General features: G+C 66.0%; 25 protein-coding genes. 11 read left to right on the forward strand and 14 right to left on the reverse strand.

Translation table 11 applies throughout. The features are described 5' to 3' along the window. Nucleotides 1-429: 429 nt before the first annotated feature. The 7 genes from QN152_00005 to QN152_00035 form a co-directional block, all read right to left on the reverse strand. Complete coding sequence (locus tag QN152_00005; protein MDR7537899.1) at nt 430-1,173, reverse strand: hypothetical protein; 744 nt, start codon at nt 1,171-1,173, stop codon at nt 430-432. Nucleotides 1,174-1,482: 309 nt separating this feature from the next. Then, nucleotides 1,483-1,620 carry a hypothetical protein gene (locus QN152_00010; protein ID MDR7537900.1) on the reverse strand — a complete coding sequence of 46 codons (138 nt, stop codon included), beginning with the start codon at nt 1,618-1,620 and terminating at the stop codon, nt 1,483-1,485. A gap of 59 nt (nt 1,621-1,679) precedes the next feature. Continuing rightward, the gene (locus tag QN152_00015) at nt 1,680-2,138 is read right to left on the reverse strand and encodes a hypothetical protein (GenBank protein ID MDR7537901.1); all 459 of its coding nucleotides are present in this window, start codon (nt 2,136-2,138) and stop codon (nt 1,680-1,682) included. A gap of 34 nt (nt 2,139-2,172) precedes the next feature. Beyond that, nucleotides 2,173-2,481, reverse strand: a complete 309-nt coding sequence (locus tag QN152_00020) for a hypothetical protein (protein MDR7537902.1) — start codon at nt 2,479-2,481, stop codon at nt 2,173-2,175. After that, nucleotides 2,459-3,043, reverse strand: a complete 585-nt coding sequence (locus tag QN152_00025) for a hypothetical protein (GenBank protein MDR7537903.1) — start codon at nt 3,041-3,043, stop codon at nt 2,459-2,461. Before QN152_00025 ends, QN152_00020 begins: the two co-directional genes overlap by 23 nt. A gap of 40 nt (nt 3,044-3,083) precedes the next feature. After that, nucleotides 3,084-3,362: a hypothetical protein gene (locus QN152_00030; protein MDR7537904.1), complete on the reverse strand. Its 279-nt coding sequence runs from the start codon at nt 3,360-3,362 to the stop codon at nt 3,084-3,086. Next, on the reverse strand, nt 3,359-3,772 hold the full coding sequence (locus QN152_00035; GenBank protein MDR7537905.1) for a hypothetical protein: 414 nt from the start codon (nt 3,770-3,772) through the stop codon (nt 3,359-3,361). Before QN152_00035 ends, QN152_00030 begins: the two co-directional genes overlap by 4 nt. Before the next feature lie 201 nt (nt 3,773-3,973). Here QN152_00035 and QN152_00040 point away from each other — a divergent pair, with 201 nt between their 5' ends. Beyond that, entirely contained in the window at nt 3,974-7,375 is a 3,402-nt protein-coding gene (locus QN152_00040) for a BTAD domain-containing putative transcriptional regulator (protein ID MDR7537906.1), read from the forward strand. Here QN152_00040 and QN152_00045 read toward each other — a convergent pair. The 5 genes from QN152_00045 to QN152_00065 form a co-directional block, all read right to left on the reverse strand. Next, on the reverse strand, nt 7,372-9,255 hold the full coding sequence (locus QN152_00045; protein ID MDR7537907.1) for a hypothetical protein: 1,884 nt from the start codon (nt 9,253-9,255) through the stop codon (nt 7,372-7,374). The genes QN152_00040 and QN152_00045 overlap by 4 nt on opposite strands. Before the next feature lie 472 nt (nt 9,256-9,727). Then, nucleotides 9,728-10,024, reverse strand: a complete 297-nt coding sequence (locus QN152_00050) for a thioredoxin family protein (protein ID MDR7537908.1) — start codon at nt 10,022-10,024, stop codon at nt 9,728-9,730. Then, nucleotides 10,025-10,360, reverse strand: a complete 336-nt coding sequence (locus tag QN152_00055) for a hypothetical protein (GenBank protein MDR7537909.1) — start codon at nt 10,358-10,360, stop codon at nt 10,025-10,027. Between the two features lie 283 nt (nt 10,361-10,643). Then, nucleotides 10,644-10,844: a metalloregulator ArsR/SmtB family transcription factor gene (locus tag QN152_00060; GenBank protein MDR7537910.1), complete on the reverse strand. Its 201-nt coding sequence runs from the start codon at nt 10,842-10,844 to the stop codon at nt 10,644-10,646. A 37-nt stretch (nt 10,845-10,881) separates the two neighbouring features. Then, nucleotides 10,882-11,688, reverse strand: coding sequence for a DUF5666 domain-containing protein (locus tag QN152_00065; GenBank protein MDR7537911.1), 807 nt, complete (start codon nt 11,686-11,688; stop codon nt 10,882-10,884). Between the two features lie 391 nt (nt 11,689-12,079). Between QN152_00065 and QN152_00070 the strand changes: the two genes are divergently transcribed. The 3 genes from QN152_00070 (at nt 12,080) to QN152_00080 (ending at nt 17,641) form a co-directional block, all read left to right on the forward strand. Continuing rightward, nucleotides 12,080-12,370, forward strand: a complete 291-nt coding sequence (locus tag QN152_00070) for a metalloregulator ArsR/SmtB family transcription factor (GenBank protein ID MDR7537912.1) — start codon at nt 12,080-12,082, stop codon at nt 12,368-12,370. Nucleotides 12,371-12,379: 9 nt separating this feature from the next. Then, the gene (locus tag QN152_00075; GenBank protein ID MDR7537913.1) at nt 12,380-14,707 is read left to right on the forward strand and encodes a heavy metal translocating P-type ATPase; all 2,328 of its coding nucleotides are present in this window, start codon (nt 12,380-12,382) and stop codon (nt 14,705-14,707) included. 558 nt (nt 14,708-15,265) lie between these two features. Next, nucleotides 15,266-17,641, forward strand: a complete 2,376-nt coding sequence (locus QN152_00080) for a CopD family protein (GenBank protein ID MDR7537914.1) — start codon at nt 15,266-15,268, stop codon at nt 17,639-17,641. A 172-nt stretch (nt 17,642-17,813) separates the two neighbouring features. On the opposite strand, the gene QN152_00085 is transcribed toward QN152_00080, so the two are convergent. Beyond that, complete coding sequence (locus tag QN152_00085; protein ID MDR7537915.1) at nt 17,814-18,365, reverse strand: (Fe-S)-binding protein; 552 nt, start codon at nt 18,363-18,365, stop codon at nt 17,814-17,816. Nucleotides 18,366-19,043: 678 nt separating this feature from the next. Between QN152_00085 and QN152_00090 the strand changes: the two genes are divergently transcribed. Together QN152_00090 and QN152_00095 are read left to right on the forward strand one after the other, a co-directional pair. Beyond that, nucleotides 19,044-19,577, forward strand: coding sequence for a type 1 glutamine amidotransferase domain-containing protein (locus tag QN152_00090; GenBank protein ID MDR7537916.1), 534 nt, complete (start codon nt 19,044-19,046; stop codon nt 19,575-19,577). Between the two features lie 70 nt (nt 19,578-19,647). Beyond that, on the forward strand, nt 19,648-20,100 hold the full coding sequence (locus QN152_00095; GenBank protein ID MDR7537917.1) for a periplasmic heavy metal sensor: 453 nt from the start codon (nt 19,648-19,650) through the stop codon (nt 20,098-20,100). A gap of 22 nt (nt 20,101-20,122) precedes the next feature. On the opposite strand, the gene QN152_00100 is transcribed toward QN152_00095, so the two are convergent. Next, on the reverse strand, nt 20,123-21,853 hold the full coding sequence (locus QN152_00100; GenBank protein ID MDR7537918.1) for a PucR family transcriptional regulator ligand-binding domain-containing protein: 1,731 nt from the start codon (nt 21,851-21,853) through the stop codon (nt 20,123-20,125). Between the two features lie 220 nt (nt 21,854-22,073). Between QN152_00100 and QN152_00105 the strand changes: the two genes are divergently transcribed. From QN152_00105 to QN152_00125, 5 genes are read left to right on the forward strand one after another with little or no spacing between them, the layout of a single operon-like run. Further along, entirely contained in the window at nt 22,074-23,309 is a 1,236-nt protein-coding gene (locus QN152_00105; protein ID MDR7537919.1) for an ABC transporter substrate-binding protein, read from the forward strand. 31 nt (nt 23,310-23,340) lie between these two features. Further along, the gene (locus tag QN152_00110) at nt 23,341-24,198 is read left to right on the forward strand and encodes a branched-chain amino acid ABC transporter permease (protein ID MDR7537920.1); all 858 of its coding nucleotides are present in this window, start codon (nt 23,341-23,343) and stop codon (nt 24,196-24,198) included. 3 nt (nt 24,199-24,201) lie between these two features. Beyond that, on the forward strand, nt 24,202-25,182 hold the full coding sequence (locus QN152_00115) for a branched-chain amino acid ABC transporter permease (GenBank protein ID MDR7537921.1): 981 nt from the start codon (nt 24,202-24,204) through the stop codon (nt 25,180-25,182). A gap of 2 nt (nt 25,183-25,184) precedes the next feature. Further along, nucleotides 25,185-25,913 carry an ABC transporter ATP-binding protein gene (locus tag QN152_00120; GenBank protein MDR7537922.1) on the forward strand — a complete coding sequence of 243 codons (729 nt, stop codon included), beginning with the start codon at nt 25,185-25,187 and terminating at the stop codon, nt 25,911-25,913. Beyond that, a complete protein-coding gene (locus QN152_00125; GenBank protein MDR7537923.1) occupies nt 25,906-26,610 on the forward strand; it encodes an ABC transporter ATP-binding protein in 705 nt (234 codons plus the stop codon). Before QN152_00120 ends, QN152_00125 begins: the two co-directional genes overlap by 8 nt. Nucleotide 26,611 lies beyond the last annotated feature (1 nt).

Below are 26,611 nucleotides of genomic sequence, written 5' to 3' on the forward strand. Positions count from 1 at the left end.
GGCAGGGAGCAGCCAAGGACGTGCGCGGGGTCGGAGTTTCGGCCGCGACAGGTTGATCTGCTCCATGCTTCACTGATGAAGTGGACATCGACGTAGGGTGGCGGGTAGCAGACGGTGAGCCACTTACGCCGCGCCTGATTCTTCGGCTGGAGCGGTCATGACAAATGCGGTGGTGGGTCAGTTTGACCCACTGCCCGGAGGCGCCCATGCGGGTTTCTCGGTTGGTCGCGGGCACACGTTCGGGGGGCAGGGCATCAACCGCCCTCCCCGTCCGGATGAAGTCAGCCACAATATAAGACGCCCTCCCGGCACCACCCGTTTCGAATCCTACGGTCGGTTCCGCTTTCCTCTGAAGTTCTGCCACAAGACTCGCCGTGGTCCGGTCGAGGGGTCAGTGTCGACGGACGAATCGAGCGATTGCGCCAGCCATCAACGGGCAAGCTTGAATCTTCCGGAGAAGATCGCCATGAGCTCAGCCTCAAGGCTGGCGAGCCAGAAGGACTGCAGTCCGCTAATCTTGTCGCTCACGGGGCCCTCACGTTCGATCTTTCCGTCCTCAAAATACACAACCGGCTGGACGGGGTCGTTGCCGGTCTTCCTGGCCAGGGCAATCAGTTCGCGGGTGCGCTTCTCGGCGAAGTCGAGCATGCGAATCAAGGCCCGTTCGCGGGCGACTCCTACGAGAGCCCCGCTGCGGTCAAGTTGAGCGCCGAGAGAGTAGTACTTGGCGACGACCCCGGCGGAGGCCTGGTAGGAAGCCAGGGCGGCGCCGAGGGTGGCATAGGACGCGGACTCGCCGCCGCCCACGCGATCCTTCAGAAATGGCAACACGCTCAGCGTGGCCAGGGCAAAGGTGTAGTCAAAGTCCTGGGTTCGAAACGCCTGCTTGACGGCATCTGGGTGCACGCCACGCCCCCTGGCGATCTCGTCGATGACGACGGCGTCGAAGTAAGTAAGGTTGGCCTCGGCAGCCCTCCGGAGCGTCTCGGCGAACCGCTCCAGACGCTGCAGACCCGGGGCTGGGCTGGTACCAGCGCGTAGTCCCGCGTCGAGCGAATCGTTGGCTGCCTGGGCCACGTGGTTGGCCAGCGCGTGATAGAGCGCGGCGATGAAGACAGACTGCCGCTGCTCCTCCTCGTTGGTAGGCTTGCGGCTGAGGACTTCATCCGCCATCCTCACCAGACCAAGGGCGACGGCCAGGGCGGCATAGGCATCGGCGAGGACGACCGCCGCTGGGGCCGTCGATCTGGCCGGCGACGTCTACGGTGAACTTGTAGTTGTTGATGTCTGCACCCAGCAGCAGGCTGGTCATGACCACAGCCATCCATCCGGCGGCGCGCCACATGGGGCCGGACCCGCCCAACTCCGACTCGAAGAATCCAACCCCAGCTCGTTGTCGCTGTTCGGTTCGACGCGCATGCGCACGCGGCTCGTGCCTCCGAATGGGCCCTCGGGGCCGGTAGCATACCAGAGCGCATGGACCTAGGCCTGGCGGGGTTCCCTGACCGAGATGGACACGGTCCCGACCGAACCACCACGAGCGCATCCCGTGCTGATCAAGACCAGGATGAGGAGAATGGCGGTCACGCTCTTCCCCAGCAACTCCAGACGGGTCACCATGGGTCTCCTCCTCGCCTGCCGGGCTCGACCGGACTGATACGCGCTGCCCGCCAATCCCTTCAGGGACAGTACTTCAGGTGTTCCTGGTGCGGGACGAAGAAGAGGTGCACGTCGTAGTGGTCGAACTCAAATCCCGCATGCCCCTTCGGGTAGAACTGGATATCCACGTGCTGGACCTTGAAGCCTTCCGGCACGCGCAGGTCCATCCAGCCGTCACCGACCCCCGGAGCATCCCAGCCCTGCTGGACCGGGGTCATGAGTGGGCTATCATAACTGATCTTGTACTCCACGAAGACAATCCGGCCCTGATGCGTCCCCAGCAGAGGGCCGAGGGGGCGATTCCCCTGCTTCGGATCTGCCCAGTGAACGCCCTCGCCGCGGATGCAGGAGGTGACCGGCTGCCAGCCCGGCGGCATGCCTTTTGGCGGAGCGGCACCCCCGGTGCGAGGGCCCGCGGCGCCAAGGATGATCAACAAGAGGGCCTGGACGACCGCCACCGCGGGAGTCCTCCGCATCACCTCCACCTCCCTACGCCACTTCCCCCGCCGTGATTCAGGATAGTTCGAGCAGCGTCCCCTGCTGCGGTGCAGGATCGTTCGTCCCAATGAGCGTCGTGCCATCCTGCCACCAGTACTTGTAGGTGAAGGGCACCAGGAAGCGCTCGCCGGTGGTAGGGTTCCTGGCCTCGGTCAGCCCGCCTAAGGTATCGATCCAGCGTTTGGCATCGCGCAGGTCGCCAATCTCCCTGACGTTGCGCGAGGTGAGGGCGATGCCGACCAGGCCGTTGAGCTTCTCGTAGCACTCCGCGGGAGGAAGGTCGACCTGGAGCTGCAGCTCGTTAAACGCCACGATAGTCGGCACCCCCCAGCATCGGATCGTAGAAGGAACTGGTCTCGGTACTGAGGATCCCCTCCACGGCCCTCCCCCGGTACCGCGCCTGGTAGAAGAGGGTAACCGTCGCTGCCTGGTAGCCGGGGATTGCCGCGCGGGGCACGTCCATCCGCCCGCGGACCCGGAACCCCTGGAACCGCTGAATGTACCAGGAGATGGCGCTCTCCGCTGAGACGACCCCGTTCTGCATGCGGGGGATGAGCCTGTAGCCGTGGGTGATCCCCTGGCGGTCCGGCGTGACGATCAGCTCCGCAGACCCGAACCGGGGATCCCACCCGGTCCAGTTCGGAGGGCTGGTGGTGACACGCCAGGTGGCAGGATAGTTGAATCCCCATGACCAAGCCCCGCCATCGGCCCTCCTCCCCGCGATGAAGAAGTGCTCCGTGAGCGGCACGAACCTGAACCGGAACACCCGTTGTTGTCCGGTGGGGCAGATCAGGGCCGCGCCGGGCGCGGCTTCGGCCCCGCCCGGCCGCATGACCGTGCTGACCTGCAGGAGCACGATGACGATCACGACCAGCGACACCCTCATCCGTTACACCCCTTCCCTCCGCCCGGTGCGCCCTCAGGACTCAAGGCGATCCCTCCTGTTTCAGGGGGGCACAGCGAGGGTAAAAGTGGTAGAGGGTCTCCAGAGAATCGAACGTCTCCTGCAGGACCTCAAACCTGGGAGGGGGGTAGATCCCTTCCAGCTCGGCGATCCGCCTGATAACGCTGGGGACCAGGGTCCCCGGCGGAATCTCCCCGGAGGCCAGGTACTCGTGGTGGACGATCTCGCCCGTCGCGAGATCACGGACGATGAAGGCCACGACCTCCTCGATGGCGGGCGCCTCCTCCGAAGCCGGGATCAATGCGGGCAGTACTTCAGGTGCGTGCCGTGCGGTACAAAGTAGACATGCAGGTCGTAGTGAGGGATTTCGTACCCCTCATGCCCTTTGGGCAGGAACTCCAGGTCCAGATGGTCCACCTTCACGCCCGGCGGTACCTTCAAACCGGTCCAGGACTTCCCCGCTCGGAAGGCCTCCTGAGCGATCATGTACTCGACGAATACCAGCCGCCCACGAAAGACGCCGTAAATGGGGCCGAAGGGAAACGCCTTGGGGCTGATCCAGTGCTGGCCCATGCCGGGCACGCACCCCCCTGCCGGCACAAAGCCCTTGGGCACACCCTTAGGCACGGGCACCTCCCGTGCCGCATCCGCGGCCGCCGTCAGCAGCAATATTCCCCCTACCGCCACAGCCAACAGCCCCCGCAGTGTCACCGACCCTCCCTCCCTTGCGCGCGCCTCGCGCTCAGGTGATCTGCCCGCGGGGACCGGCGCCGCTCTCCCCGAAGGTAAGATCAGCATAGCGGGGACCTCTCAAATGGTTCTCAAACAACCTCAGCATGGTCGGCCGGCGCCATGGAGGGAGTGGCGCCCACCGGGGCGAACACAGGGCCCTATCGGAGGCTGTAGATAGCCATGGCCACGCTGCCCCCGTTGGTCAGGACGAAACTCGCGCCTCCGCTGGTGGGCAGAGCCGTCCTGCACCGGAGCCGGCTCCTCGACGAGCTGCGCCTCCACCTGGAGAAGCGACTCATCCTGGTCTGCGCCGGTGCAGGCTACGGAAAAACGCTGCTGCTGGCCACGCTGCTCCGCGAGGCGTCCGTGCCTTTCCTCTGGTACCGGCTGGAGGAGGGAGACCGCGATCCGGCAGTGTTCCTGGCCTACCTCCTGGAGGGGCTATCGGCGCAAGTCCCGGGCTTCGCCGCGGAGGTGCGCGGGAAGGTTGAGGAGATCAGACGGTTTGCCCTGGGCCCAGAGGCGCTGCTGGCCGTCCTCGTGAACGGCCTCATCCAGACGGTCCAGGGTCCGCTGCTTATCGCCCTAGATGATTTCCACCACGTGGACGCGGGCGAAGTGCCTGCTGCCGTTGACTACCTGCTCGACCATCTGCCGCCGGCGATTCACCTGATCATCGCGTCGCGGACGAAGCCGCGCCTGGCTCTGGCCCGCCTCCGGGCTCGGGGAGAACTGGCTGAGATCGGGACCACCGAGCTCCGGTTCACGGTTGAGGAGATCGAGGAGCTGTTTCAGCGGGTCTTCCGGCGGCCGCTCGACGCCGCCAGCCTGCACACCCTGGCAGCCCAAACGGAAGGCTGGGCCGTCGGGCTGGTACTGGTCTATCATGCCATGCGGAAGAAGCCGCCGGCGCAGGCCAGGGAGGTTATCGCCCACCTGAAAGGCTCGCGGATCCACCTCGATGAGTATCTGGAGGACGAAGTCCTTCGGCACCAACCGGCGGAAGTCCAGCGCTTCCTGCTGCAAACCGCGGTCTTTTCCCGACTCAGCCCGGCGGCCTGCGACCGGATGCTCGACCGGGACGATTCCGCCCAGTTTCTCCGGTATCTCGAACGCAACCACCTGCTGATCGAGCCCCTGGACGACGAGCGGAGCGCGTACCGCTACCACCCGCTCTTTCAGGAGTACCTGCTCCGGCGGACTGAGCGCGATGAAGGCATTGCTGGGATGCAGATGCTCCGGGCCCGCGCGGCGGCGGCCCTCGAGGAGATAGGCGATTGGGAGGGCGCAATCGACCTCGCCCTCGTCGCGGGTGCGCACGACATGGCGGCCAGAGTGATCGATGAAGTGGCCGAGGCCTGCCTCGCCGCCGGGCTGTTCAGTACCCTGCGGCGCCGGATTGAGAGTCTCCCGCCCCACGTCCAGGAGAACCACCCCTGGCTGCTGGTCCACCTGACGCGGGCCCTGGAGGTGCAGGGAGAGTGGGAAGCCGCCGCCGTGGCTGTGGAACGCGCCCGGGCGCGCTTTCAGCAGCGCGCAGATGCCAGGGGACTCTGGGCGAGTCTGCGGGAGAGCGCCTGGATTTGCTTCCGCCGGGGACGGTACCAGGAAGGGATCCGCCTGGGGCACGAGGCCCTGGCCCACCTCGACGCCGGGCAGCGGGCCGAACGGGCGCAGACCTACTACCTGCTCGCCGCCTGCCTGGCCGAGTGTGGCGATCTGGCTGCCGCTCGAACGTATTGGGAGGAGGCGCTGGCGCTCCTGGAACAATACGACGATCGGATTTGGCGAGCCCGTGTGCTGCACGCCATGGCCCGGAACTACTACTACGTCCGGGGCGACTTGGCAACTTCGCAGCGTATGGAAGAGGAGGCCCTGCGGCTGTGCCGGGAGGTCAACAGTCAGCACGGCATATGCCACGCGCTGGTAGGGCTGGGCGGCGTCTACTTCGCCAGGGGGGAGGATCCCCAGGCCCTGGCGCTATTCGAGGAAGCGCTGGAAACCGCCCGAGCCTTGGGGTACCGCATGATGGAGGGCTATGCCCTGGTCTACCTTGGCGATACCTTCCGGGAGATGCGGGACCTGGCCAGATCCCATCGATACTATGAGGAGGCTGGGGCCATCGCCCGCCGCTTGCAGGAACCAAGTGTGCTGCACGGCTACCTTAGGGGCCTGGGCCGGCTCGCCTGGATACAGGGTCAGCTGGCGGAGGCGCTGGAAATGGTCAGCACGGCCCTGGACACCATCAAGCAGATCGGGTACCAGGTCCTCATCGCCGAATCATTGGTGGATCGTGGCCTTCTCTTGAGTGAGCTGGACCGAACTGAGGAGGGGCTGCGCGCCGTGCGCGAAGGTCTGCAGATGCTCAGGCGATGGGAGGCCAGGTACGAGATGACTCGAGCTCATCTATACCTGGCCCACCTTCTCCGCAAGAGCGGAGGCGAGGGGGAGACCACCTTCCAGGAGCACCTACGCGCCGCATTGACCCTGGCGGGGGAATATGGGTACCACAGCCTGCTGGTTCAGCGGGAGCGGCGCATCACCCTGCCCCTGCTGGTCACCGCACTGAGACTCTCCCTCGAACTGCCATATGTCAAAAGCCTCCTGAAGCGCATGGGAGCGTCGGCGGCCGCGGCTGTGCTCCCGCTGCTGGATGACCCGCATCCGGCGGTGCGGCAGGCCGCCTGTGAGGTTCTGGAAGAGAGTGGTGAGCGACGAGTCATTGGATCGCTGAAGCGCCATCTCCAGGATCCCGATACCGTGGTGCGGCTGCGGATCAAGGAAACACTGGAGCGATTGCGCAGGTTGCCGCCCCCTCCTCTGCGGGTCTACTGCCTGGGGCGGTTCAAAGTAGTCCAGGGTGACCGCCTCATTCCCGGGAGCGTATGGCCGAGCCAGAAGGCGCAGGAGTTGCTCGCCTATTTAGTCACGCGCCTTCCCCGCAGGGTGCCGCGGGAGGTGATTCAGGAAGCCCTCTGGCCCGCAGCCGACGGGCGCTCCGCTTCCGGCGTTTTCCATTCCACCCTTTACCTGTTGCGGCGCGCTCTGGAGCCCGAGATGGAGGAGGGGATCGGGTCAGCTTACATTGTCCAGTACCAGAGTCTCTACGGTCTCAGTGAGCGGGTCGATTGCTGGGTGGACGTGGACGCCTTTGTCAGCCGCTGTCATCAAGCCCAGGGCGCGGACGCCAGCGGCGACACTGGGGAAGCTATCCGCCTGTGGGGAGAGGCAGAGAGCCTGTACGCCGGCGACTTCCTGGAGGAGTTTCCCTATGCGGAGTGGACCATCTCTGAGCGGGAGCGCCTGCGGGAGGCCTATGTCCAGGCTCTGGAGAAGCTGGCGGAGGGCTGGCTCCGGACTGGGGAGTACCCCCGGAGCATTGAATACGGGCGGAAGGCCATCGCCGCGGACCCCTGCCGGGAAGGTGCCTACCGCCTGCTCATGCAGGCACTGGCGCTGAGCGGGCAGCGCGCCGAAGCGCTCCGCTGGTTTCGGGAGTGCGCATCAACCCTGCAGCGAGAGTTCGGTACAGCGCCATCACCTGAAACGGTCGCTCTCTATCGTAGCCTCCTGACCTCTTAACTCCCCACCTGCGGGGTGGGCATTCGCTGCCGGACCTGGACGAAGCCGACCGCGGCCAGCATGTTGAGGGCAGGTGCGACCGCGTAGTAGAGGATCTGGTCAGCGAGACTCCACGTGGCGGCGCCCGACCACGTGTACACCAGTTGCCCCCATTCCACCAGTCGATAGATTCCTGACAACCCTCCCAGCATCGTCAGGAGCGGTGTCACGGTGTCGACGAGCACGCGCTGCGACAGGCTCACCGCAAAGCCGAGGGCAATGGCTACGGCCACAGCGGCGGCGGAGAGGCGGGTCTGTACTTCCGGCCACAGGTGCAGAAGCACGATAGTGAGCAGGATAGCCCACGCCAGAGACACCAGGTTGGCTACCCCAGCGGCGACGGTAGCGCGGAGGAGAAAGGCAGGGACGGCCGCCGCTGCTGCCACCAGGAAGGCGTGCACAAACCGCTGGCGGGCTTGCAGAGGGAACGCCGGCCAGGTCCGCGCCGCGGCCAGCAGTGCCAGAGGGATCCACAGAGAGACCGCCCCCTTGTACTGCTGCACAATCACAACCTTTTGGATGAACTGAAGGTTGCCGACCAGGCCGAACAGCGATGCGGCGCTGACTAGGAGAACGATCCCCAGATACAGGAGGAGCGGAGATGGCTGACCGAATGCAGCAGCCGCCAGGGGGACGCGCCGGACGCGGCTGGCCACTGCCCAGGTGATCGCGTAGACGAAGCCCGCCAGGCTAAGCGCGCCTGCCTGGCGGTCCAGCAGGTCGCCGACATGCAGTGTGGCGTACACACGTAGCACCGCAAAGACCGCAACGGAGGCCACGAACCACCCGACCAACCATGGCGTCGCCATGCCCTGCACCCGCCAGCGAAGAGCCAGGATGGCGAGAAGAGACAGCGTTAATGCCACCGCCCAGAAACGGGTAGGGAAGCCTTCCGGTCCTGGAGGGAGAAGGAGCGCCCAGACGACCACCACCGTCCAGGCGGCAGGGAGGATCCAGGCCAGGAGGCTCTCTGGTACAGCCACCTCGAGCACCCGACGGGCGAACTTCCCCATGAGCAGGGCGCCCTCAACGAACGCGGCACCCAGGATAAACCATACGAGGTCCAGCAGGCCGATGGCCACGTTGAGGGCGAGGTTGAGTCCTTCCGCCAGTAGCCCAGGCCGGGGGACAGCGGCCGCGACAGCGCCAAAATAGAGCAGCGTGATAGACGAGGCGAGTGTCACACGCCTGGACACGGATAGCCACGGCCGGCGGGCAAGCAGCCGGTGCAACCCGAACAGGGCCGCAGCGGCGAAAGGCCAGAGCAAGTACCAGCGCAACGATAGCGGCAGCGGGGTGATCCGCACGCACAGGCTGGCCAGGGCGGCGAGGAGCACTACCTTGCCCCAGGTCCGTCCCCCCATTGTCACAGCACCGATGACGATCGGCAGGAGGAGAACGCCTAAGTGCAGGTAGGAACGCCCGAAGACCAGGCCGATCCGGACAACCAGGTAAACATAAAGAAGGCCGACGAACAGCCACACAAATCCAGGTCCCAGGGCGGCCCCACTGAGGAGGTAGCCCCAGGCCAGTGAGAAGATCAGGAAGGTGATCATGAGTGCCGCGATCGGGACGGACTGCATCTCTCCCGCCGCGTCTTCGAAGGTGACGACCGCCAGGCGAGGGGCGAGGCCTGTCAGCAGCGGCGTGGCCACAACCACGAGGCCAGTAGCCGCCAGGACAGTCCAGGCAAGCCGCGACTCTTGACGGGGAAGATCGGCCAGATAGTCGTAGAGCCTGACGATCCGGTCGGTATAGCGGAAGCGCAGGTACTCGGCGACGACGCGCAGGACCCGACCGGCTGCCTCCGTCGGCTGTGGTTCAGGCGGGGCAAAGGCCATGCGGGCGCCTCCCTAGCCGATCACGCTGCAGCAGAATGTTGCCGTGCCTTCGCTTCGGGTTGGTCTGCCGTGTTCCCTGCAGGCACTTCCAAGGCGGCGATCGGGCGGGGCACGAGCAGGCAGGGGCGTCCGTGTGTCCGGGTGACGGAGATAACCTCACGGAGACGTGGCTCGGCCGCATCTTCGTGTTGCTCATCTCGTGGCCAAAATTGCCGGGCGCGCCACAGATGACGCACTTCCCCCTGTATACACGACACACGTCTTGTGCGGGGCAAGGCCGGCACTGCATATCCCTTTCCGTCAAAGGAGTGAGGCGAGTCTATTCCTTCGACCGCAGCGGCAGGTTGACTCAGTCGCGCATCCCCTTCCGGCGAAGGTAGTGATCCAGGAGGAGGGCCACCTCGTAGGGCGCTGAAGGGCACTTAACCTCCTATCCCGCCTCCCAGAACTACGACAGATCGTCCCGCCACACTCATCCTCCCAGAGCCGCGGCCAGGTCTTCCCGCCGGACGTGGCCACTCCTACGCCAGAGGACCTGGCCGTCAGCGGCGCAGAGGAGGACGGTGGGCACCGACAGGATGTCGTACTTCTCTACCAGGTCCGGACGTTGGTGAACGTCCACTTTGGCCAGGGCCAGCCGATCGCACTGTCGCGGGACGATGTCAGCCAGCGCCGCCTCCACCGGCGGGCAGGTCGAACACCAGTCTGCCCGGAAGTAGACAACCACCTGTTTGCCGCGCTTGAAGGCTTCCTCGTAGTTGTCCTGTATTTAGACCTCCCTTCCGGCAGCCAGGGTTAGCGCGGCCTGGGTAATCATCGTGCCGATCGTCTTGTTGTTCATGAATTTGCTGGCAACGTGGAGGACCTTCACGCGCGAAACCCTGTTCAGGGCTGCCCGAAAACTAGCTTCGGCGTCGCCCCGGATCGCCTTCCATACATCATCGACCGATCCATCGACCTGGTGCCGGGCGGTAACTGCTCTCTTGGTCAGGGCAGGCAGGACGATCCGCAGGACCTCGGCAAACTCCGCAGCGATAGCGGAAGAATCCTCCCCGGGGTACCCGGAGGCGAGCTGCGCAGCGATCTCTTCCAGCATTCTCGACATGCCTTTCCTCCGGCTCCCTGGATTCACGCTGTCCTTCCCAGCAGACAGGCGAAGGAGGCCCCTGGCTCCAAACCTCTGTGGGCTGGCTCGGGGACCAGCGGGGCTCCGGGAGATTGCGTGATGGCCGAGGCCACATCAGCGAGGACGAACCCGGCGTCGGTCAGCGGTCCTTCGAGCTCCTGGAGAGTGTAGAAGGTGGCATGGCGATAGAACGGGTGGCCGGCGTACTTGTTCTGCAGATACCACTGTCCCCAGGCGCTGTCCCGGAGGATTTCGGCGACGATCAGACCGCCCAGTAGAAGACCGTCTGCCCGTCCGGGCGGGCCACCGCGATGCCTTTGCCCCGCAGGACGGCCAGATGTTGCGAGATGTTTGCCTTTCGAATGCCCAGCGCCTCAGCGAGTTCGCCCACCGACCGCTCCCCGTTGCGGAGCGCATCCAGGATCTCCAGGCGCTTGTAAGGGCGCCTCCCAGGTGCTGTCAACCGAACTGCCCTGAGCCGGTCTCCATCCCTGGAAACGCTAGCGGATCAGGATCACCAGCGCCTGCATGGCCGCTCCGTTGCCCAGGCCATAGACAGCCACTCGTCCGCCCGGTCGGATCGCGCCCAGCGTGGCCGGTGAGCCGTCGCGGATGATGAGGGTGCGAGAGGTGACGTTGATCCAGGTGCCCCCGATCATGAAAGCTTCTCCCCGCGCCCAGATGGCGCCGACGAGACCGTTCAAGGTCACACCGTCTGTCGCGTCAAACTCCACCTTGACCTCATCCGCAGATAACCGGGTGCCGGACCAGTTCCCGCGAGCAACGACGATGTCGTGGCGCCCAAGGCTGCGCAGGGAGATGCGGCGGTCTCCTTCGAGGATTCGGGTGTTCGCATGGACGACGACGGTGATGGTCCCATTCTGCGTGACCACTGTGAGGAGGCCGTCACCGACAACGATGATGACCCCGCGGATGAAGATCCCCACGGGCCGGCGGAATTTGGGCCGCTCCCGCTCCACCTCGATCTTCAGGGCGAGGATCCGGCCATCGGCCGTGATGAGGCCTTTGATCTCGACCTCGTCGCCGACCTGGAGCTCATGAGTGGTAGCGTGGGCGAAGCGTTCGTCGTCATCATCGTCTTCGAACTCGATCTCCGTGACGAGATCCACCGGCACAACCCACGTGCGGCCCTTCTGATCCCGGATGACCACGAACCTCGCGCCCGGCGCCGTGGAGATCACGACGCCCTCAATTTCGACCTTTCCCCTGAACCTACCGTTGGCCCAGGCGCTGGTGGGGATCGTGACTACGAAGACGGCGATGAGCAAGACCGCAGCCCACTTCATGAGAGGATCCCTCCCGTGGCCAGCGTAGAATGCCTCGGCTGGCTACGCGGCGCTAGTTTCCGGCAAGGAGCCGGCACCTCAAAGGTTACGCAGCCTTCCCTTTTCGAGTTCCCTGTTTGCCCGCTGCCCAGACCGGGATCCTCCATCAAAGTTGGGCAAACCTTCACGGACCATCGAAAGTGCGGTGGCCAAAGAGCCTTCGGGAGGTACCATTCCTTTCCGGCGCCGGGTTCAGGGGGTTGACGATTGACGGGCATCCTGGCATGCTTGAGTCAAGTATCTGGACAATTGTTCGATTATGAAATCAATGCCTGTCAAGGGCGCGCGTCGGCGTTCCCCCTCTCACGTTCACATCATCAATCCCCGCGCGGTCAGGGCCGTTCGGGAGAGGATGAAATCGGATGCGGCGATGGTGCGCCTCGCCGAGACATTCAGCGCGCTCGCCGATCCGGCGAGGGCCAAGATCCTGTTTGCGCTGGGGCAGACGGAACTGTGCGTGTGTGACCTGGCGGAGATCGTCGGGATCACGGACTCGGCGATCTCTCATCATCTGCGAGTCCTTCGGGCGCTGGGTCTGGTGAAGTACCGCCGCGACGGGCGCGTCGTGTACTACTCGCTTGCGGACAGCCATGTGCGCACGTTCCTGGCCCAGGGGCTGGAGCACGTCGAGGAACCCCTCTAAGGCCTGCCCATGGTGGCTAAGACGCTGAAGCTGCCCGTGATCCTTCCCCAGGACGCCAGCGCCTGTGAGCGCTGCGTCAGGAACCTCAAGGCACGACTGACCGGGATTCGGGGCGTGGAGTCGGTCCAGATCGATGCAGTCAACAGCACCCTGACGCTGCAGCTCGATCCCGACCGGATCTCGCTGTCCCGCGCCGAGGATGCGGCGCGTCGCGCCGGCGTGGCCATCGCCCGGCAGTTCCGTCACGAGACGCTGGAACTGCAGGGCCTGGACTGCGCCGACTGTGTGCTGGTGATCGAGCATGCTCTCGGCCGGCTTCCCGGCATCCTGGCGGTATCCGTGAACTACGCCGCGTCGCGCCTGTGGATTGAGTACGATCGGGATCGCCTCAATCGCCAGGAAATCCTGGGGCGCGTCCAGGCGCTTGGCTACCAGGTGAGGGAAACCGCAGACCGGGAAGGGCACGGGCGCGAGGTACTCCTTGCCCTGCTCGCCGGCGGACTGACAGGCCTGGGATGGCTGGCCGACGCGGTGGACCTCCCGGTGCCGGTGCCGACGGGGCTCCTTCTCCTGGCCTACCTGGCCGGCGGCTGGTTTCCCCTGCGGGGAGCGCTGCGGGCATTCCGTCGCCGGCGTGTCGACATCGACGTTCTGATGGTGATCGCGGCGATCGGCGCGGCCGCCCTGAACCGCTGGGCGGAAGGAGCCGTGCTGCTGTTTCTCTTCTCCCTGGGCCATGCGCTGGAGCGCTACGCCATGGACCGGGCGCGCCGGGCCATCCAGGCCATCGTGCAACTGGCGCCGCGCGAAGCCGCGGTCCGGCGGGACGGACGGGAGGCAACCGTCCCCGTCGACGAGGTGCAGGCGGGAGAAATCATCATCGTCAAGCCCGGAGAGCGGATCCCCCTGGACGGTGAGGTGGTCGCCGGGCGGTCTTCCGCGAATCAGGCGCCCATTACCGGGGAGTCGATGCCCGTGCCGAAAGGGCCCGGCAGCGCGGTGTTCGCGGGGTCGGTCAACCTCGACGGCGCCCTGGAGGTCAAGGTTACCCGCGCCGCCCGCGAGACGACGCTGGCGAAGATCGCCCGGCTGGTGCAGGAGGCGCAGGCCCAGAAGTCGCCCACACAGCGCTTCACCGAACGGGTCGCCCGCTACCTGGTTCCGGGCGTCCTGGGGGCGGCGGCCCTGATGGTGACGGTCCCTCCCCTTTTGGGCACGCCGTTCCGCGAGGCATTCTACCGGGCCATGACACTCCTGGTGGCTGCGTCTCCCTGCGCCCTGGCCATCGCCACTCCGGCCGCGGTACTCTCGGCGGTCGGCCGGGCGGCGCTGAACGGGATCCTGGTCAAGGGGGGCACCTACCTGGAGGAGGCCGGCGCGGTTCAGGTAGTGGCTCTGGACAAGACCGGTACCCTGACACTCGGCGAGCCGGCAGTGACCGATGTGCTCCCACGGGCCGTTGCGGAGGAGGACCTCCTCCGTGTGGCCGCCGCCGTGGAGCGACGCTCGGACCATCCGCTGGCTCGCGCGATTGCCGGGTTCGCCGACAGGCGTGATCTTCATATCCCGGACGCCACGGAGGTCCGGGAAGTCCCCGGAAAGGGCATCATCGGCGTCGTGGAGGGGGCGGACGTGGCAATCGGGACCCCGCACCTCTTCGACGAACTGCGCCGGCCGGTTCCACGGGACGTCCGAAAGCAGGTTCGCCGCCTGCAGGCCGCGGGCAAGACCGCGGTGCTGGTGGCCCGGCAGAGTGAGGTCCTGGGGATCATTGCACTGGCCGATGTGCCCCGCGCGACAGCCCGGCTGGCCCTGGGAAGAATGAAGGAACTGGGCGTCCGGCACCTGGTCATGTTGACCGGTGACAACCCTGCGGTCGCGAAGGTCATCGGCCGCGACCTCGGGGTCGACGAGATCCGGGCCGGCCTGCTGCCGGAGGAGAAGGTGGCGGCCGTGCGGGACCTGATGGCCCGCAACGGAAAGGTGGCCATGGTCGGCGACGGGGTCAACGACGGACCGGCCCTGGCCGCCGCGACCGTGGGCGTCGCCATCGGGGTGGGCGGGAGCGACGTCGCGCTGGAGACCGCCGACATCGCCCTGATGACCGACGATCTGGGGCGGTTGCCTTACGTCGTCGGTCTCAGCCGCGCGGCGCGGCAGGTCATCCGGCAGAACCTGGCGCTGTCGCTGGGCATAATCGCCCTGCTGGTACTCACCACGGTCGCGGGCATCATGACCCTCCCGGTCGCAGTATTCCTGCACGAGGGCAGCACACTGCTGGTCGTGTTGAACGCCCTGCGCCTGCTCGCCTATGGCGGCAGGGAGGGTTTGGGATAGGTAGGGGAGGTGGCATCTCATATCCAGGGGGAGGGATCGATGAAACGATTACGCCTTGTCGCACTGGTGGCGGCATTGCTGGCGGTCAGTTTCACCCTCCGGACGCCAGTTGTGGCCCATGCCAGGCTCGTGCGGGCTGAGCCTGCACCGGGGAGTGTGGTGAGAATGGCGCCTCAGGTGGTCCGGTTGTGGTTCGCACTCGGCGGGGAGGAGCTCGACCCGCAGCGCAGTACAGTCTCTGTCTGGGACCGCCGCGGTCGGCGGGTAGACGACGGAAAGGGCGGTGTCGATCTGAATGACCTGGACCGGAGGTCGATGGTTGCGCGGCTGCCGCAGATCGGGCCGGGAACGTACACGGTGAGGTGGAAGGCAGTATCGGTCCCCGATGGTAACGCAGCCGAGGGGCGCTTTCAGTTCACAGTGAGGAAGTGACCGTGTACCAGAGGATTACATCATTGAACAAGTGAATGCCTGGCCGCGTGACGGATGGCCGGCACGTTCCTTGTCCTCATTCTGCGACTCGATCCGGCGTTTCGAGCAGGCAAACCCCTTCCGTTGATGGTGCGCTTGATTCTGCGGCTTCTCCCTCTGCTGCTTATGGCTGGCGTCTGGGCTGCCTCGGCAACACCGGCCGCCGCCCACGGCCTGCTTGAGCGCTCTGATCCGCCCGCAGGTGCTTCCCTGGCCGAGGCTCCCCGCCGGGTTGTGCTGCGGTTCACCGAGCCGGTGGATCCCAAGTTCAGCACGGCCATTGTACTCGATCGCGACGGGCGGCAGGTGTCACGGGATGCTGTCATCTCCTCAGACCGTCGCCAGCTCACCCTGACCCTGACTGCCCTCGGGCAGGGTGTGTACACGGTGAAGTGGCGGGTGCTCTGGCCGCTGGATGGCCACACCACAAGCAATTTCTTTGTCTTTGCCGTCGGCGAGGCCGCCCCTGCCGGTGCAACTGGGGCCGGCGTGGGGGCGGTCGAAACCATCCGCGTCGTCGTGCGCTGGGTGGGTTTTATCACCGCTCTGCTGCTGGCGGGTAGCGCGTTCTTTCAGATGCTCGTCCTCCAGCCCGGCCTGACGCGGCTGGCTGCTCCGGAGGCGGGTCGGACAGGCGCGGGGGCAACCGCGACGCTCAGGCGGCTGACGGTCTTCGCCGCACCGCTCCTTCTGGTCAGTGTGGCCGTGGAGTTTGCCGTGCAGACCAGGGAGCTCCTCGGCGTCTCATTGCTGCGCGTGCTGACCGACGGGATGCTCTGGCCCCTCCTCGGAGGCACGAAACCCGGCTGGAGCGCCCTCCTGCGGGGGGCGATGGCGGTCCTCATCCTCCTACCGAACTCGCCGCGGGGAAGGATCCTGCGGGCGGGGGCTTTTCTGTGGGTCATCCTCTTCGGCGCGGTGGCGATGGCAGCCGGCGGCCCGGCGGCCCTCTTGCGCGTCGGCGCGCCGGCGGTGCCGGTGATCCTCTCGGCCCACGTTTACGCGGTGGTTGTGGTTATGATCGCCCTGATCTTGCCCACAATCCCGGGTGCTCGGGTGCCGGACATGCACTGGGTGGGTGCGTTCGCAGGCCCCGTACTGCTGGCGGGGGTGACGATGAACGCGCACGCGGCCGGTGGGGGTTTGCTGGCCGTGTCCGCCGACTGGCTCCACCTCCTGGCCGCGTCACTGTGGGTCGGCGGACTGCCCGCGCTCCTTCTCGTCCTGCGCACTACAGCTTCCGGCGATCGCCCGGCCCTCGCCCGGACACTGGTGCCGAGGTTCTCCACGGTGGCGGCGGTGAGCCTGGGGGTTCTCACCATCACGGGCCTGTATGCCACCTGGCTCTACGTGCCTGCCCTGCGGGCATTCACCACCACCACGTACGGCCGGATCCTGCTGGCTAAGCTGCTTCTCGTCGTACCCCTGGTGGGGCTGGGCGCCGCCAACCGTTATCTCTTCCGTCCCCGGCTCTTCGCAGGCAGCGGCCGGTCGGCTCCGCTCCATTTCTTTCTCCGTGCGGTGACTGGTGAAATCGGGCTGGGCGCGGCGATCCTGCTGGCGGTGGCTGCTCTGACCATCACCCCGCCGTCCGGAGTCGTGCTGCGGGCGCCTGCGGTGCAGAAGCCCCTCACCCTTGCCGGCCTGGCGGAGGACGTCCGGGTCACCCTGAGCATCACCGCTGCGCGTCCAGGGTGGAACCGCTTCGAGGCGATACCGGTGGACGGCACAGGTCGCCCCATCGCGAGCGCGGCCCGGATCTTCCTGCGCCTGACGAAGCTCGACGAAGACCTCGACCCCGTTGTCATCCCCCTCACTCACCAGGGCCAGGGCCGGTACAGTGCGGAGGATGCGGCTCTCGGTCTCCCCGGGTGGTGGCAGGTGGAAGTCGTCGTCCGGCGCCGCGGCAGAATGGATGTCTCCACAAGCTTTCCGCTCCGTCTGGGCGATGGTCCGACGGCGACGGAGCCTGCGGCCGCACGCCTCCTGCAGCAGGCACAAGAGGCCATGAGCCGCGTGCGGGCCTGGCGGGAGGTCCAGCAGGTGACCGACGGATCCGGTAACCTGCTTGTGGCCACGTTCGAGTTGGTACGGCCCGACCGCATGCGCTACCGGACATCAGGAGGCGGCGAAGCCATCCTCATCGGTGGCGACCGGTATGTGCGCAGCGGAACAGGTCCCTGGGTGAGGGATACGCTCGAGCCTCCCTTCGGTGTGGAGGACTACTTCCAGTCATACACGCGGGATGCTCAGTCCGTGGTGCTGGGCCGGCGGGATCGTTGTGCCGACCGGTGGTGCCGGGTCGTGCTCTGGGAAACGCCCGATCGGAGCGCGGCCCTGGCGGCCTGGGTCGGCGAAGGGGATCGGAGGATGTACCGCCTCATGATGGTCGCGGAGGCGCACTTCATGGACTCACGCCTGACCGGCTTTGACGCGAACCTGCGTATCATGCCGCCGGAGTAGCGGTCCCTGTGCGCTGGGCGGCGCCCTGAGACGATGACTCGATAAAAGATCCTTCATTGAGGCTAGTGGCACTCCGCCCCAGGATCTCGATCTCCACGACGCCCTTCAGCTGAAGCCCGCCTAGCTTCTCGATGCCTGCAGGCCCGGCGAGATCCCGGACTGTGCAGCGGCCTCACAGGAGCGTAGCCGGCACCTCGTAGCCGGCGCCGATAAGGGCTTCCACCAGCCGCTCCCGGCGGTCCTCGAACCGACCGGAGAAGAGGGGGCGGCAGGAGGCGATCTCGGCGGTCTGTGCGACCACCTTGAGGGCGAACGCCAGGCAGGTAGCCTCACCGCACTCTCCGCAGTTGAGGCCGGGTAGGAGCCTGTAAACATCCAGCGCCTTGAGCACATCACAGCTCTTGTAGCTGGGGGTGATGGTCTCGCGCGCGCTGTAGGTCCTATTGATCAGGTCTTGCAGCCAGAGGAGCGTCCGCTGGGCGTCGGCATCGTCAGCCACCCTGGTAATCGCGGCGCGCCGCGGGAAGAGGGTAAAGAACTTCCCTTCGTGCCGGAAGCTGAGAATGCCCGCCTCCGGCCGGTAGACGCACCCCTTGAGTACGGCATTGAGGTAGGGGAAGACCGCCGACACGTCGTCGGAGAAGGCCGCCAGGCAGTTGAGCGTCTCAGCGGTGGGGTTGCACTCCGGGGCGAAGAGCTGGTACTTGAACTCGCGGAGCAGCATCCCCCTCACCTCCCCTTGCTGAGGTTCACCCGTCACCGCCTTACCCCTCCCCAGTAGCGCCCCCAGAGTGAGACGGTGCGAGAAGGCTTGAGCTTCCTGCAGGGGCGGCCACTCCGTGACGCGCTCCGGTGGGATCGGCGAGACAGGGTTCCACCTGGATGATGGCCACCCGAGTCAACCAGTCGCCCATAAGTCCTGCCCGCCGCCAGTGCACATATTCCATTTAGAGTATGTCTCCCAGGCCTTCGCCGGCCAATCAGGTCCCCGCCCGATCCCTCAACCAAAAGAGCTACAGGCCGATTAAGGGTGCAGCGGATGGCCAACCAGGTACCGACCTCGATGGCAGAGAGATCATGCGGGATGTGGTAAGGTTGCAGTCCTGGCCTGAAGGAATGCACCTGACCACGCTGCTGGAACCCCGCAGGTTGTCGCCGCAGTGATTCGCCAGGTCGACCTGCCTGCAGCAGGCGCTGCGGCGGCTGACCGCGCCGGCACCATAGGAGCAGGCGGACCTCGATCCCTGAGGCCATTCCGGTCTCCCAGCTGGTCGCCAGTGAACATGTGCCTTCCCCCATGCACCGGTCCGGCTGCGTTGCGCCTTCCCTCCCGTCATGCGCCCATGCCCAGCCGGCCCACCAGGTATACTGGAGCGGGAAAAACCTGGAGGAGGGAAGGAACATGGAGCTCAGTGGCACGCGGGTCGCCGTGCTGGTGGAGGAGAACTACGAGGACCTGGAGCTCTGGTATCCACTGCTGCGGCTACGAGAGGCCGGCGCCGAGGTGAAGACCGTCGGACCTGCAGCGGGGCAGGAGTACAAGAGCAAGCACGGGTATCCGGCAAAGGCCGACCTGGGCATGGAGAAGGCCAACGCGGCCGACTTCGACGCGCTGGTCATTCCCGGCGGGTACGCGCCCGATCGGATGCGCCGCCACGCCGCCATGCTGGGCCTGGTGCGGGCCATGCACGAGGCGGGCAAGCCCGTCGCCTTCATCTGTCATGCCGGCTGGGTGCCCATCTCGGCCGGGATCGTCCGCGGTCGCACCGTGACCAGTTTCTCCGCCATCAGGGACGACCTGATCAACGCAGGTGCCCAGTGGGTAGACCAGGAGGTGGTCGTGGACGGCAACCTGATCTCCTCCCGCTCCCCGGCCGATCTGCCCGCGTTCTGCCGGGAGCTGGTGCGCATGCTCACACGGGTCAGGGTGGGCTGAGACGGAGGATTCTCCCTGCGAGCAAACTTCTGCGGCAGGCAGCGCGTCTAATATGGTGGAGGTGACAGCGATGCGTAGATGGATTCTCCTGCTGGCTCCCCTGCTGGCCGTGGCCATCGCCGCCGGGGTCGTGACGGCTCAGCCGGCTCCGCCTCCCCCGGGAGCGGCGGGGTTGCCGCCCTTCCTCGCCCGCTTCCGCACCGAGCTGAACCTCAGCGATGACCAGGTGAACCGCCTGAGCCAGGCCTACACCACCTACCGGACCCGCACCGAGCGACTGCGCCTGGACCTGGCGCGGGCCCGCCTGGACCTGCGGGAGGCGTTCCTGGCCCCGACCCCCGACCGCGCCCGGGTAGAGGCCGTCGCCCGCCGCATCGGTGGGTTGCAGGACCAGCTCACCCAGGCGCGCATCGGACTGCTGCTGGAGATCCGCACCATCCTCACCCCGCAGCAGGCGGAGCGCCTGCGGGCCCTCTGGCGACAGCAACGGGCCCGCCGCTGGCCGGGACGGTGGAGGTGGTAGGTCGGATCCTCGTGGGGTGTCGTCAGGCAGGGCGGGAGGAGGGGGGTGCAGCCTCCTCCCTGAGTAACCCGTATTTCTCCGCTTCGCAGGTGAGGACCAGCTGCGCCCAGAACTTGGGGTCCCGCAGGGAGACCGTGGACGCCTGACGGATGCGTTCCAGACGTTGACGCACGGTGTTGCGGTGCAGGTTCAGCGCGCGGGCCGTGGCCCCGATGTTGAACTCGTTGCTGAGGAGGGCAAGCAGGGTCGTCTGCAGGGCCGACCGGTCGTTGGTATCGCCGAGCCTGCCCAGAGTGTCCTGCTGCAGCTTCCTCAGGAGGGCTCTGTCTGCGCGGTGCAGCAGCCGGGCCAGCACGTGGTCGTCGTAAAAGAAGATGCCGCCCATGGGGTAGACGACCTCCACCAGCGTGTCTGCCTCCCAGTAGCTCTGCGCCACCCCCTCTGCGCCCCGGTGGATTCCTCCCACGGTCAGAACCAGGTGCGTGTCGGGATCCTGCGCGCGCACCGATTCCCACAGCTTGTCCACGCAGAACCGGACCCGCGGCATCCCCGCGGCAGCCGGCAGGAGGAAGACGATCTGGTTGAGGAGGAAAGTGGTGAACTGAGGGAGGTTGAGGCTCTCCAGGGAAGAGCGCAGCGCCCGCCCGTAGCGCTCCCGTAGCTCGAACTCCTTTCGACCCGCCAGCGCCCAGCGACGGCCGCGTTGGGAGCTGGGAGCGATGGTCAGGACTCCTACCGCGTAGTCGCCCTGGTGATCGAAGCCCATGAGCTGGGCACGTTCGCGCAGTGCCGGCGAGCGGTGAAACTCCCCGCGGAGCAGGGCATCGACGAAGGTGTGGCGCACGCGGCTCTCCACGGAGGCCACAGCCTGCTGGCGCAGGATGTGCAGCGCGGCCACCGTGGCGATCTCTTCTGCCGCCTGCATGTCCAGCTCCGAGACGGGCTGCTGCCCTTCCAGGATCCACACGTATCCCAGCGTCTCCCGGGCGGTACGGATGGGACAGACCACGCGGGCCTCCATGCCGGCATCGGGGATGGGGGGAATGCGCAGGGGTCCGTTGGTCTCGTGCATCCTCTTGAGCATTCCCATGCGGTCCAGGGCCTGCAGGACGCGCTGCGGCGTGCGCGTCTGGCGGATGGTTTCCATGCGCGCGCTGTCCTTCAGGCCGCCGACATCGGTGTAGGCCAAGAGGCGAAACTCTGCATCCTCGATGGTGACCGGCTTGCCGATCAGCTCGCTCAAGGTATCAGCGATCTCCTGCAGGTTTTCCGCCTCCACGGCTGCGCGCGTCAGCGCCCGATGGATCTGTTCTAGCTGCGCCAGCCGGGTGTGCTGCCGGCTGAGGATCTCACGGTGCACGGCCTCCGTGATGTCGACGAACTTGACCTCGTAGGGCGCTTCCAGGATGGGCAGGCCCAGCCTGTCCGCCTCCCGCCTGACCGTGGCGGGCACCCTGTCGATGAACTTGCCCGTCTCAAAAAGGATGCCGGCGAGGGAGAGCCTGTCCAGCTCCCGGATGGTGCGGCGTTGCACGACGGGGTCCCTGGGCCAGCCGTAGCCCGTGGTCAGGAGCAGCTCGCCCCCGTGCAGCCACGGCGTGATCTCCGGGATGTCCACGATGTGTACCCAGCGGATGGACCGGTGCAGGCCCCGCCGGCCTGCCACTACCCTGGCCTGGCGGAGCGCCTCCAGCTTGAGAGCCTCGCGGACGGTAAGGCCCGCTGGCTGCTGCAGTACCGGTGCATTCTGCATGGGAAGGGGGCCCCTCAATGTGTATTTTGGCCATTGTGTGGCTGATTCCTGTTCCCTACTTTTGGCCTGGGCCAACCTGCAGCGACTCGGTCGGGTGCCCCGCGGGAGGCCAAGACATGTGGAAGCAGAGGGGATCATTACGTGAGGGTAAGCGGTGTGGGGCGCTGGGTGCGGCGCCCGATACCGTTGGTAGCACCCGGCCAACGGGGAGGTGGGACGCGTGAGGAGCCAGCTGGCAAGGATTCTCCTGCTCAGCGTGCTGCTTGTGGGCTTGACGGGGCCGGTGTGGGGGCCCGCTCCGGAGGGCGCGGTACCCACAGAGAGCGCAACGTGCCTGCCGGGGGTGGAGGTCACCGGTGGGATCGCTCTGCCCGCCGCCCTGGCCGCCGGAGCCCCACCTACGGTCAAGGTGGGCTACTCCGCTCCGTTTACGGGCGCGGCGGCGGAATTTGGCACTAACGGCTGGCGAGGCATCCAGTTGGCCCTGGAAGAGATCAACGCCAAGGGCCTGCGGGTTGCCGGGAAGACCTATCGTGTGGCCGTGGTCCGCTACGACGACCGCTGCGAGCCCACGGAGGGCGCGGCCAACGTGCGCAAGCTGGTCCTGGTGGACAAGGTCGTGGCCGTACTGGGCTCGCACTGCAGCTCGGTGTGCGTGGCCATGGCCGACCTGTTGGACGAGTTCAAGGTGCCGGGCCTGACCATCGAGTGCGCCGCGGACAAGGTAACCAGCCCGGGACACCCCTTCTACTTCAGGGCGCGTCCCAGCGTGGGGCTGATGGCTCCCCTGGCCACGCCCAAGCTGGTGAAGATCTTCAAGCCCAAGACGGCGGGCTTTCTGGCCATTAACGACGACTACGGACGGGGATTTGCCCAGGCGTTTGAGAACGAACTGAGCAAGCGCGGGGTGAAGACCACTCTCAAGACTTTCTTCGAGCGGGGGACCACGGACTTCTCCGTGCACCTGACCCAGGCGAAGACTGCCGCGCCGGACATCGTATTCTACGTGGGCGTGACCCCGGAAGGAGCGCTGATCCTGAAGCAGGCCAAGGAGTTCGGGCTCACTCCCAGGATCAAGTTCGTGGGGTCCGAGGAGATGAGCGAGATGGAGCTGCTGAAACTGGCCGGTGCCGCCGTGCTGGAAGGGACTTACTCCATCGCCCTGTGGGGCTCCGTCCCGCAGCAGTTCGCCGACCGCGTGCAGAAGAAGTTCGGAGCGCCTATGCACTACGCCATCATCTACGGATACGACGCCATGTGGACGGTGGCTCGGGCCATCGAGGGGGCCCAAGCGCTGGATCCGGTCAAGGTGCGTGACGCCATGAAGCGCGTCCAGTTCCAGGGGCTGCAGGGGTTCATCAAGTTCGAGGACTTCGACACCTTCAAGAACCAGGGTCGCTACAGCCCGTGGCTTATCCAGTGGGTGAAGGGGCAGAGGAAGGTGGTCACGGAGTAACGCGCATCCCCTCCGGCGTCGGACCTGACGCGTGCTGGAGAACATTGCCTTCCAAGTCGTCAACGGCCTGATCATGGGGGCGATTTACGCCCTCATGGCGTTAGGCCTCAACCTCATCTGGAGCATCACCGACGTTCCTGAGTTCAGCCAGGGGGGCATCTACGTCATCGCCGCCTACGGCGGCTACTTTGTCACCGTGTCGGCGGGGCTGCCTTCGTTCGTCGGCCTCTTCGCCGCCATGGCCACGGGGGCGGTTCTCGCCTTCGGCTTCGAGAAGGTCCTCTACCGGCGGATGAGGGGAATGACCTTGAACCTCCTCCTCACTGCCATCGCGCTGTTCTTCCTCCTGGCCAACGTGGCCATCTGGCTGTGGACCCCCAAGGCGAAGTTCATTGCCCCCTATATTGCTGGTGAGGTGGCTTTTCTGGGGCTGCAGATTGGGCGGCAGCGGTTGCTGGTGCTGGTGCTCTCCGCGCTGCTGTTCCTGCTGGTGAACCTGTTCGTCTGGCGGACGAAGCTGGGCAAGGCCATTCGCGCCGCCTCTCAGGACCGGGAAACCGCCCAGCTCATGGGCATCAACATCGACACCGTCAACTCGGTGGTCTTCGGCCTAGGGGGAGCGCTGTCGGGTACCGCCGCCGCCCTCATCTCGCCTCTCTACGCGGTCTATCCGGCCATGGGAGACCTTCCTCTACTCAAGGCGCTGGTGGTGGTCATCCTGGGAGGACTGGGCAGCGTGAACGGGGTCCTTGTGGCGGGGGGAATCCTGGGGGTTGTGGAGAGCCTGGGAGCTGCATTCGTCTCGTCAGCCTACCAGCACGGCTTTGCCTTTTTCATCTTGATCCTCGTCCTCCTGCTCAGACCCAGGGGGTTGTTCGGGAGGATGTAGACCGTGACCACCACCGCCCGGCTGGCACTGTCCCGTGGCCGCGGGCTCGCCCTGAGCGCCCTGCTCATCGGGCTGATCTTCATTGTCCTGCCTCTGGTGGCATCGGAATACGTGGTTTACGTCATGGTGCTGGCCTTCCTCTTTGCCGCGTTGACCGCAAGCTACGACCTGCTGTTGGGCTACACGGGGCAGCTCTCTTTCGCCCCGGGGGCGTTCTACGGCATCGGGGCCTACACCTCGGCCCTGCTCACCCTGCGCACGGGCACGCCCTTTTGGGTCGCTCTGCCGGTGACAGGGGTCTTCGTCTTCCTGCTGGCGGCAGGGGTGGGGTATCCGGCCCTTAAGCTGCGCGGTGCGTACTTCGCGGTGACCACCTTCTTCTTTGCCCACTTCGTCTACCTGGTCTTTCTCAACTCGGTCACGCTGACGGGAGGGCCGCTGGGGCTAGGAGGTATCCGGCCACCCGAGGGGATCTCTCTTCCGGGACTGGGAACGGTGAATTTTGCCAGCCTGAGGGCATACTACTACCTGGTCGGGGTCTTCTTCTTCGCCGTGATCCTCTTCCTTTATTTCCTCGTGCGTTCCAGGCTCGGCAGACTCTTCGTCTCCATCAGGGAAGATGAGGTGCTGGCCGAGTCCATCGGCGTCAACACCGCCGCCTGCAAGGTGCTCTCCTTCAGTATCAGTGCGGCGCTGGCGGGACTGGCGGGCAGCCTCTTTGCGCACTTCTTTCGGCTGCTGCACCCCTCCACGTTTGCCTGGATGACCTCGGAGATGGTGGTGATCATGACCCTGGTGGGGGGAACGGGCACGCTGTTCGGTCCGGTGCTGGGTGCCGGGATTGTCACCTTCATTCTGGAGCTGATGCGCTTTGCTCCAGAGCTGCGCTTCATCGTCTGGGCGGTGGCGCTGATCCTCGTTTTGGTCTTCGAGCCCAGAGGCCTAGCCGGGATCGCTGCGCGTCTTTTCCGCAGGTCGGCCTAGCCATGCTCCTGCAAGTCGAAGGCCTGTGCAAGACATTCGGCGGCGTCACCGCTGTGCGTGACCTGAGCTTTACTGTCTCCGCCGGGGAGCGGCTGGGGATCATTGGGCCCAACGGGGCGGGGAAGACCACCACCTTCAACATCATCAGCGGGGAGTACCGGCCCACCGCCGGGATGGTCCGGCTGGACGGGGGGCGCATCGACGGGCTGCGGCCCCACCAGATCAACAGGAGAGGCATCGCCCGGACCTTCCAGATCGTCAGGGTCTTTGGCACCCTGACCGTGCGGGAGCATGTGCTCACGGGGGTCCTTTCCAGGCAACCTGGCCTGCGTGTCGGCGCGCGCCAGGCGGAGGAGGCAGAAGAGCTCCTCCAGCTCACCGGCCTGGAGCGCTTCCGCAATACGCTGGCCCGCAACCTGACCACGGCCTCCAAGAAGCGGCTGGAGCTGGCCACCGCCCTGGCCACCAGGCCCAGGGTGCTCCTGCTGGATGAGCTCATGGCCGGGCTCAACCCGGTAGAGGTGGAGGAGTCCATGGAGCTGCTGCGCCGCATCAACCAGGAGCGGGGGATTACCCTGATTGTCGTGGAGCACGTGATGAAAGCCATCATGGGCCTGTGCCAGCGGATTCTGGTGCTGCACTACGGAGAGAAGATCGCAGAGGGGACCCCGCAGGAAGTGGCGGGCAACCGGCGGGTGATCGAGGCTTACCTGGGTGAGGAATATGCTTGAGCTCTCCCGGATCAGCGTCGGCTACAATGCCCTCCAGGTCGTCTGGGACGTCTCCCTGACGGTGCAGCGGGGAGAGCTGGTGGCCCTGGTGGGGGCCAACGGAGCCGGGAAGTCCACTGTGCTGAAGACGGTGGCCGGCCTGTTGCGGCCTATCAGCGGCCAGATCACCCTGGAGGGTACGCGGATCGACGGCCTGCCGGCACATGCCATCGTGGCCCGCGGGCTCGCCCTGGTTCCCGAGGGGCGGAGGGTATTCCCCTACATGACGGTGGCGGAAAACCTGGAGCTGGGGGCTTTTCTGGAGACGCGGCGCGCCCGTATCCAGGAGACCCTGGCTTGGGTCTTCGACCTCTTCCCCATCCTCAAGGTGCGCCACAATCAGCTGGCGGGCACCCTCAGCGGGGGGGAGCAGCAGATGCTTGTGATCGGTCGGGCGCTGATGTCCCGTCCCAGACTGCTGATGATGGACGAGCCCTCCCTGGGTCTGGCTCCGGCCGTGGTCTCCACGGTGTTTGCCTCGGTGGGCAGGCTGCTGCAGGAAGGCATCACCGTGCTGCTGGTGGAGCAGAACGTGCGCAAGGCGCTGGAGCTGGCGCACCGGGGGTACGTTCTGGAGAACGGGCGAATCGTCCTCAGCGGTCCCAGCGCCGACCTCCTGGCTGATGCCGGAGTGAAGAAGGCTTACCTGGGGGTGTGAG

The organism is Armatimonadota bacterium (genome assembly GCA_031459715.1).
Classification (GTDB): domain Bacteria; phylum Sysuimicrobiota; class Sysuimicrobiia; order Sysuimicrobiales; family Humicultoraceae; genus Humicultor; species Humicultor tengchongensis.